At 55.1% G+C, this 8545-nt stretch carries 7 protein-coding genes; 3 read left to right on the forward strand and 4 right to left on the reverse strand.

What is annotated here, in order from left to right:
• Positions 1-987, forward strand: a 987-nt coding sequence (locus tag HFM78_RS08890) for a beta-ketoacyl-ACP synthase 3 (RefSeq protein ID WP_287129081.1), incomplete at its 5' end; no start/stop codon positions are given.
• Between the two features lie 186 nt (positions 988-1173).
• On the opposite strand, the gene HFM78_RS08895 is transcribed toward HFM78_RS08890, so the two are convergent.
• Positions 1174-2778, reverse strand: a complete 1605-nt coding sequence (locus HFM78_RS08895) for a glycoside hydrolase 100 family protein (RefSeq protein ID WP_287129082.1) — start codon at positions 2776-2778, stop codon at positions 1174-1176.
• 198 nt (positions 2779-2976) lie between these two features.
• Here HFM78_RS08895 and HFM78_RS08900 point away from each other — a divergent pair, with 198 nt between their 5' ends.
• Complete coding sequence (locus HFM78_RS08900; protein ID WP_287129083.1) at positions 2977-4251, forward strand: glycosyltransferase family 1 protein; 1275 nt, start codon at positions 2977-2979, stop codon at positions 4249-4251.
• Positions 4248-5057, forward strand: coding sequence for a sucrose-phosphate phosphatase (locus tag HFM78_RS08905; protein WP_287129084.1), 810 nt, complete (start codon positions 4248-4250; stop codon positions 5055-5057). The genes HFM78_RS08900 and HFM78_RS08905 overlap by 4 nt, the downstream gene beginning before the upstream one ends.
• Before the next feature lie 125 nt (positions 5058-5182).
• Here HFM78_RS08905 and glgB read toward each other — a convergent pair whose 3' ends face one another.
• From glgB to HFM78_RS16270, 3 genes are all read right to left on the reverse strand, one after another.
• A complete protein-coding gene (glgB, locus tag HFM78_RS08910; RefSeq protein WP_287129085.1) occupies positions 5183-7378 on the reverse strand; it encodes a 1,4-alpha-glucan branching protein GlgB in 2196 nt (731 codons plus the stop codon).
• Between the two features lie 165 nt (positions 7379-7543).
• On the reverse strand, positions 7544-8323 hold the full coding sequence (locus HFM78_RS08915) for an alpha/beta fold hydrolase (protein WP_315861878.1): 780 nt from the start codon (positions 8321-8323) through the stop codon (positions 7544-7546).
• 2 nt (positions 8324-8325) lie between these two features.
• Positions 8326-8545 (reverse strand): zinc ribbon domain-containing protein (locus HFM78_RS16270; protein WP_396033070.1); only part of this gene is annotated, 220 nt, incomplete at its 5' end.

The following is an 8545-nucleotide window of genomic DNA, read 5'->3' on the forward strand; positions in this document are numbered from 1 at the left end:
ACGCCCACCCCGCCCATCGCCTTTATTCGCCCCGGTCAACCCCGGATTGTGGCGATTGGCTCCTACATTCCCCAGACTGTCCTGACCAACGAAGACCTACTGGCTGAATTCCCCGATATCCCGAACGTAGATTGGATTGTCCAGCGCACGGGCATCCACCAACGCCCCGTCGCCCCCGCTAATTTAGATGTCGTTGAGATGGGCACCCAAGCCGCCCTCCGCGCCCTGAATCGAGCAGGCTTAGCTCCTCAAGATATCCACTGGGTCATTGTCGCCACCACTACGCCCCACCAAGTCATCCCGTCCACGGCTTGCTTAATCCAGGGCCGCTTGGGGGCACACCGCGCCGCTGCCTTTGATATTTTCGCCACCTGCTCGGGCTTCCTCTATGCTCTGACCATTGCCCAGGGAACCCTGACCGCCCAGCCCCACCTCAATATTCTGGTCGTCACAGCGGAAAAGATGCGCTCGGTGGTGGACCCCCACGATATGAACACGGCGATCCTCTTTGGGGATGCGGCGACTGCCTGTGTGGTCAGTACTCGTCCAGGACCCGGTTTCATCCTCGAAGAACTCTCGATCCACGCCGAAGCTGACACGACGGGCACGATTGTCCTCGCTCCCGAGCCGGGCTATCTCTTTATGGACGGCAGTTCGGTCTTTCGCACAGCGGTTCTACGGATGTCTGAGGTCTGTGAACAAGTCCGTCAAAACAACCATTTAGAATGGTCCGATATCGCCTGGGTCGTCCCCCACCAAGCCAATCTACGCATTTTGCAAGCCTTGGCCAAACGCCTCAAGATCTCCGAGAAGCGCGTCTTCTCCAACATCGAAACCCTAGGCAATACTTCTAGTTCGAGCATCCCGCTGTGTCTGGAGCAGATGGAACAACAAAAACTCCTCCTCCACAACCACAACCTCATCATTTGTGCCGTCGGCGGTGGCATTACCTACGGTGCCGGCTATCTACGTTACGTCCAGCGTTAAAGATCAACCGAAAACTCAACAAAACTTTTTCAGGAAAAATCAGGCCATCGGTATACTGACCTTACTGATATGATTCTACTTCTCCTGCAATAGACCTTCTGTGCTAATCACCTGTGGTAACAACTGAGTAAGCAACTCATGCTCATTTAATCACGACTTGCATGATTGATACAGGAACCGGAAACCTTAATCTGGCACGTGGGGCAGCGTGGCACGGCTCAGGAACTTGATACTCGGCATATCTAAGACGTTGGCATCGGCGGGGTTGACCTTGAGCAGGTGGTGGACCAGTAAGAGACTACTAATCGTCCAAGTCTGGTAGTAGCGGGTCTGCTGTCCGGTCCAGAGACCCGTGGGACCATCGAAATATTCCGCCCAACTCTGCTGGGGTAAACGTTCGAGCAGCAGGTCGTAGGCATCATGGAGGACTTCTTGGATACGGATCTGGACGCGGCGGCGGTAGTTCATCGTGCCCGGTTGGGAATGCCGTTGTTGATAACGGAGAGCCGCCACGGCTAGATACCACAACAGACAGGGCCAGTGTCCGCCATTGTGATAGCACCAGGGGAGATTTTTACGGTCGTATCCGGTCTTGGTCCGCCAATCCGCTTCCTCAAGGGGCGGATGGCAGATCCTCAGGGGCATCTGGGCCACTAGGTCCGTCCGGTTCTGGACGACGAGTTCAAAGAGACAGTGCTGCTGATAGGGGCTGAGGATATCGAAAATCGCGCCCAAACAATTGCCCAGGGTGAAAAACCGGAAGTCGGGCCGCCCAGTACGGATATTGCCGATGAGATAGCCGCCCTCAGTCCCCATCCAGTGCTGGAGCCAGTGCGGGATGGTCTCCGTCTGGATGTTGTACTCGTTGATGGCGGACTCCCCGTATTGCTCGGTGGGCCGCTGGCGGAGGACTTGGACGGTGCGGGTGTTGACCCAGTAGTGCTTGAGTAGATATTGTCTGAGCCGCTTGGCCCAGCTAATTGCCCGCTTAAATTGCTGGACTTGATGCTCGGTGAAACTGTCGGGGGCGGGCCGGGGCGGGGCATGGCTACTACTGCTGACACAGCCCTTACTAGCGAGGTCCAAATACAATAAACCCGCCGCACTCAACAAGGCCCCGTGTAATAGGGTCTGGACTTCCAGCGGTGCCCCCCAGACATCCAGCGGACGGTCAATCATGAAGGAGCCATCTGGAACTTGGAGGGTCGGCGCGTCGTGGAAGGAGGGCTGGAGGATGAGGTCCAAGAAGCGTTTAAGGCCCTGTTGAACGGAGGGTTGCAAGGCCCAAGCGCGGTCGCCGGTGTGCTGGACATAGATATGGGCCAAGATGGGCCACCAGAGCGTGGCATCCGCCGAGGCTACCCGCCCAATCGCCCGTTGTCCGTAGTCGGGGATGACCTTACCCTCAGCATTCTCAAAAAAACTGGTCGGGAAAATCCCGCAGGTCTGGAAGTTGGTACTCTGCAATCTCAGACAGGTATTGAGGAAATGTTTGACAATCTCTGACCGACCGTCCACCAGCAAGTAGATCATGACCGGGATATTATCGCGGATAAAAACTTCGGTGTAGTTGAGGTCATAGGTACCCACGGGCGGCGTAGGGGGAGCTTTGGCGCGTTTACCCCGGGCGTGGGGGATCTGGGGGATAGCCGCAATCGCCCCGACAAACTCCCCCCCACAACGGACTAAAGCCCGGTCCAAAAGGTCACGAGCCATCTGGATTACAGCTTGTTCACGGGATGGGGCCGGCGATTCGGGCTGAGTGGCGGGGGGGTCTAGGGATTTGACCATGGGGCCAAGGTTACCTGGGGTGAATAGTTGTTTAGACCGGAGGCGGCAAGGAGAGTTCCCTAGCACACTTGAGCCATTAGAACTCAGCGGAGCAGCTTAGGTCACTATGCCTAGGATATAGACCTTTATCTCACTGTGGGGTCATGTCCATTTGGGGTCCTGAACATTATGGTATAGGTGCACTACAAAACAACCGTCATGACCCTCTCGATGCGCCCCGAAATCAAAGTACCTGCCCGCGTCCAACCGCGTGTGACCTGTGCGTTAATTTCCGTGCACGGCGATCCGGCGGCTGAAATCGGTAAAGAAGGCGCGGGAGGCCAGAATATTTACGTGCGTGAGGTGGGCTTGGCCCTGGCACGGTTGGGCTACGAAGTGGATATGTTCACCCGACTCGAACACCCGGACCAAGCCCCAGTCGTCCACCATGCGCCCGGTTGCCGGACAATCCGTCTGGAGGCAGGACCTATGGAGTTTATTGACCGGATGGACCTCTATCCTTACTTACCCGCCTTTGCCCAAGCCTTTTTGGATTTCAGACAACAGCAGGGGCGCGACTATCAAGTAATTCACACTCATTACTGGGATTCAGCCCAAGTGGGTCTCTTGTTACGTGAAGAGATCTCTACCCCGATCGTCCACACCTACCACTCCCTCGGCTCCGTCAAGTACCAACGCACGAACGAATGGCACGAGAACGCCTCACTCCGCCTTGCTGTAGAACACGAAATCTTAGAATCCGCCGATTGCATCATCGCCACGAGTCCCCAGGAAGAAGAGGATATGCGCCGTCTAGTCTCCCAGCGGGGCCGGGTTCGGGTCATCCCCTGTGGTACAGATACCGAGCGGTTCGGGTTATTGAATCGTGCCCAAGCCCGTCAACAGTTGGGGATTGCCGAGAACAAGCGGATAGTCCTCTATGCCGGTCGTTTCGATGAGCGTAAGGGGATTGAAACCTTAGTCCGCGCCTGTGCCCCCTGGCGGGAAGACCCAGATTTTCAGCTTTACTTGGTGGGCGGCAGTCGGGCCGACGGGCCAGATGCGCGGGAGCGCGAGCGCATTGAAGGGATTGTGCGGGAACTGGGTTTAGAGAATATTACAACTTTCACGGGCCGGCTCTCTCAAACGGACCTAGCCCAGTACTACACCGCCGCCCAAGTCTGTGTCGTGCCCAGTCACTATGAGCCCTTTGGGTTGGTGGCAATTGAGGCAATGGCCTGTGCGACTCCGGTGATTGCCAGCGATGTCGGGGGCTTACGTTACACTGTCCAACCGGGCAGGACCGGGGAGCTTGTCCCACCTCGTAACCCCCAAGCCCTCACCCAAGCCCTCACCCGCGTCTTTGCCCAGCCCCAACAGTGGGCCGACTATGGACAAGCCGCTCGTCAACAGGTGGAAGCCCGGTTTAGTTGGTCTGGAGTCGCCCGCCAACTACAAAAGCTCTACGCGTCGTTAGCAATCGTCACCTCATGATCCTACTAGTTACGGACCTAGACCACACCCTAGTTGGCGATGACCAAGCGACCGCTGCCTTTAATAGTTGGGTGAAAAGTCAAGGTGAACAGGTCAAACTGGTCTATGCCACGGGCCGTTCACTGACCTCGGCCCAGGGTTTACAACGGGAGAAGACGCTTCTGGAGCCGGATTATTGGGCAGTCAGCGTGGGGACTGAAATTTATCATCAAGGTGAACTTGACCTCACTTGGGCGGCCCAGCTTGACCAAGGTTGGGACCGCGCCCGCGTAGTGCAGATTACCACCCAGTTCCCGCAACTCAAACTTCAACTAGCCACGGAACAACGACCCTGGAAAGTCAGTTTCACCCTGGTTCCTGGGGATGCCGACTGGATTATGGGTGAACTTACCGCGCAATTCCAGTCGTCGAGACTCGCCGCCCAACTCATCTACAGCAGTGACCGAGACCTGGACATCTTACCTAAACAAGGGCATAAGGGCCACGCCGTCACCTATCTACAAAACCTTCGCCAAGTCCCTGCTGAGCAAACCGTCGTCTGTGGTGATTCGGGTAATGATTTAAGTATGTTTCAGACTTCAGCGCGGGGGATTGTTGTGGGAAACGCGCAACTGGAGCTACGCCAATGGGTTCAGACCGCCGACCAACACCGTCACTACCTTGCTAAGCAATCTCACGCCTGGGGAATTCTAGAAGGCTTAGCTTATTTTTATCCATCTCATTTTCCGCCCCAAAATAGCCCCTTTCAAGCCCCTAAGCAGGTAGGAGGTTTAAACCGTTCATCGTTATATAGATTTTCCAACTAGGACTAGGTTTCAGGGCTTGGACTTGATAAATTACCTGCTTAAGTGTTAATGACGACCAAGAATAGCCGTAGCAAGCATACGTAAAATCTCGAAGATGCTAGGTAGGACCTAAGACCTCGCGCACCTTAAACCCGGCGTTTGAGGATGAGGACAGCGAGGGGGGGGATGACGAGGTTTAGGGAGTGGGGTAACTGATGACAGGCGATGGCATCGGTCTGACGACCGCCCATGTTCCCTTTACCACTGCCCCAATAATCTCCAGCATCACTGTTGAGGAGTTCTTGATAGAAACCAGACTCTGGGACTCCGATACGATAATGGGGATGAAACTGGGGCGTGAAGTTGCAAACGATAACCATATGTTCTGTCCCACTCCGGCGAATGAAGGCGACGACACTGTTGGCGATATCATGGCAGTCAATCCAACTAAACCCATCAGGATGATAGTCATCACGCCAGAGACAAGGCTCCTGGCGGTACAATTCGTTGAGGTCGGCGACATAGTGCTGGAGAGCACGGTGGGCGGGTTGTTCAAGGACGTGCCAATCGAGACTACTTTGATAATCCCATTCGCGCCACTGGCCTAGTTCCATGCCCATGAAGAGACTTTTTTTACCGGGATGACCGTACATGTAGCCCAGGAGCGTCCGCACATTCGCCATCTTTTGCCAAAGGTCTCCAGGCATTTTATTGATGAGTGAACCCTTGAGATGGACGACTTCATCATGGGACAGGGCGAGGACATAATTCTCGGCGGTGATGTAAGTAATCGAGAAAGTCATCAAGTTGTGATTGTAGGTCCGCAGGCCGGGTTCGGTACTGAAATAGGCCAACGTATCGTGCATCCAACCCATGTTCCACTTCAAGTTGAACCCCAGGCCCCCTTTATCCACTGGAGCAGAGACTGAAGGCCAAGCTGTGGATTCCTCGGCAATCATCAAGATGCCGGGATGATATTTGAACAGGAGGGTGTTTAATTGGCGTAAAAAGTCAATCGCTTCTAAATGTTCACGTCCGCCCTGCTTGTTGGTGAACCAGGACCCGTCCGGGCGGTCATAATCGCGATAGAGCATGGCAGCCACGGCATCTACCCGAATGCCGTCAATATGATATTTATCAAACCAAAACAGTGCACTGGCAAGTAAAAAGTTACGGACTTCATGGCGACCATAGTTGAAAACTAAGGTACCCCAGGTCAGGTGTTCCCCGATGCGGGGATCATCGTATTCGTAGAGAGCGGTCCCGTCGAATTGTCTCAGGCCATGGGCATCTTTGGGAAAGTGAGCAGGTACCCAGTCGAGGATTACCCCAATCCCGGCTTGGTGGCACTGGTCCACGAAATACATGAAATCTGTAGGGGAGCCATAGCGAGCCGTGGGTGCGAAGTAGCCCGTCACCTGATAGCCCCAGGAGCCATCAAAGGGGTATTCCGTGATGGGCATCAGTTCGATATGGGTGAAGCCCATATCCTGCACGTAGGGGATGAGGTGTTTGGCGAGTTCGCGGTAGGTGAAGAAGCGATTCTCCTCCTCAACCACCACCCGCCAGGAACCGAGGTGGACTTCATAGACCGCAACGGGCCGCTCGTGGGGCTGCTGGTGTTGGCGTTGGTTGAGCCAAGTCCGGTCGCCCCAGGTGTAGGTACTCAAGTCAGCAACGACGGAGGCGGTACGGGGCCTAAGTTCCTGATGGAAACCAAAGGGGTCAGCTTTCTCATAGATATGACCCGCTTGGTCCTTAACTTCATATTTGTAGACCTCACCCACCTGCACACCAGGGATGAATAGGGTCCAGACCCCGGAGTGATCGAGGTTGAGCATCTGGTGGGCACGTCCATCCCAGTGGTCAAAGTCACCAATCACGCTGACATTACGCGCATTGGGTGCCCAGACTGCGAAATAAACCCCGGCAACTCCCGCCAGGGTAAGGGGATGGGCACCGAGTTTTTCGTACAAATAATGATGATTGCCCTCACCAAAGAGATACAGGTCAAAGCCCGTCAGCAGATGGTCTCGAAAGGCGTAGGGGTCATGGAGCAAACGGCTCTCTCCCCCCTCATCCACCACCCGGAACTGGTAGCTGAAGGGCGGACGGTCTAGGACGGTCTCAAAGAAGTCGGGGCTGTGGTCATTCTGGAGTGGGTACTCAGTCCCATGGGCCAAGTTGACCAAGAAAACCTCGCGGGCCTGAGGCTGAACCGTCCGCACCGCCCAGTGTTTGCGCCCCGCATTCTCATACAAGTGCGATCCTAGGACCCCAAAAGGGTCGGGATGTTGATTGTGAACCAGCAACTCGACCTGTTCTGCTGAGAGAGCTGTCATGTACCGGACCATCGTGAGTAGAACCTAGCTCAACTTGTCAGGTCAACGGGTGTTTAGCGCAAGCTGTCACTATTTTTTAACTTTCATGGGCAGAATTCCCGCTTCCCCTTGCGGTACCACGTCAGAGCCGTACGAGTCGTTAGTAACAGGCAGCACTGAGTACGGCTATCGCTTCAAACATGAGTTGACAATGAAACTCCCTACCACCCAGAAGACCTCGGCCCGCTCCAGATCTAGGGGGATGATATGGTCGGAGTCCTTGAGCCAATGCAGGATTTTCACGGGGCTGGGGAGGGTGTCATAGAGGTATTGGGCACCGGCTGGGTCTACCACCGAGTCGCGGCGGGACTGAATAATTAGGGTGGGGACTTGGATTTGAGGGAGTTCTTGGCGGACGATTTCTAGGAGGGCGATGGCACTGCGGACGGATGCCAGATTAAAGGTGGGGAGGAAAGCGACTTTTTCAGCTTCCCGACGCATTACCTCATCACGAATGGGCAAGCGCAACCTGGGTACATCTTGAATCCACCAACCCACACTAAACAGGAGCCGCTCCAGCGGTAAGGGCACATACCAGGGCCGATAGAGTCGGGCAATGTAGGGCGCAAGGAGCACTAATTTCGCTACCGGACGCTGTGCTGCGAGATGCAGAGCTAGCGGACAACCCGTGGAGAAACCCACCACAGTTACGGTGGAGTGACATTGCTGGAGTTGGTCAAACGTGTCCTGGACATGTCCATACCAAGCCTGCCAAGTCGAGTCGGGCATCCGGGGTAGGGCCAGATCATGACCGGGATAGAGGATGGCTTGGACCGTTAACCCCTGCTGGTGGAGAGCTTGGCCCAACAAGCTGAACTCATAAGCTCCCCCACCAAGTCCATGCAGCAACAGACAGGCATGGTCAGAACCAGATAGGAAAAATGGCTCATTACTTGACACTCCCACGTCTAAAGACCGTGGGATTCTTGTTTCCTAGAGTCAGCTTGCTCATTAAGAGTTACCCCCTGATGAGTAGCGGCTGTTCTCTCCACAAGCGTTACGTTTCCCAGTGCCCCTGGGTACGACTTCAATCCTGCTGCCAAGATATTCAAGGCTGCATTGTGGTCACGGTCTAGTACACAGCCACACTGACAAGTGTGAGTGCGCGTAGACAATGACTTTTTCACA

Origin of the sequence: Candidatus Cyanaurora vandensis, assembly GCF_013285555.1 — a bacterium.
Taxonomy (GTDB): Bacteria; Cyanobacteriota; Cyanobacteriia; order Gloeobacterales; family Anthocerotibacteraceae; genus Cyanaurora; species Cyanaurora vandensis.

Excerpts from the sequence above, each read along its gene's own strand:
- HFM78_RS08905 (WP_287129084.1), top strand. The coding sequence starts at position 4,248 with ATGATCCTACTAGTTACGGACCTAGACCACACCCTAGTTGGCGATGAC.
- glgB (WP_287129085.1), bottom strand. The coding sequence starts at position 7,378 with ATGACAGCTCTCTCAGCAGAACAGGTCGAGTTGCTGGTTCACAATCAA.
- HFM78_RS08895 (WP_287129082.1), bottom strand. The coding sequence starts at position 2,778 with ATGGTCAAATCCCTAGACCCCCCCGCCACTCAGCCCGAATCGCCGGCC.
- HFM78_RS08900 (WP_287129083.1), top strand. The coding sequence starts at position 2,977 with ATGACCCTCTCGATGCGCCCCGAAATCAAAGTACCTGCCCGCGTCCAA.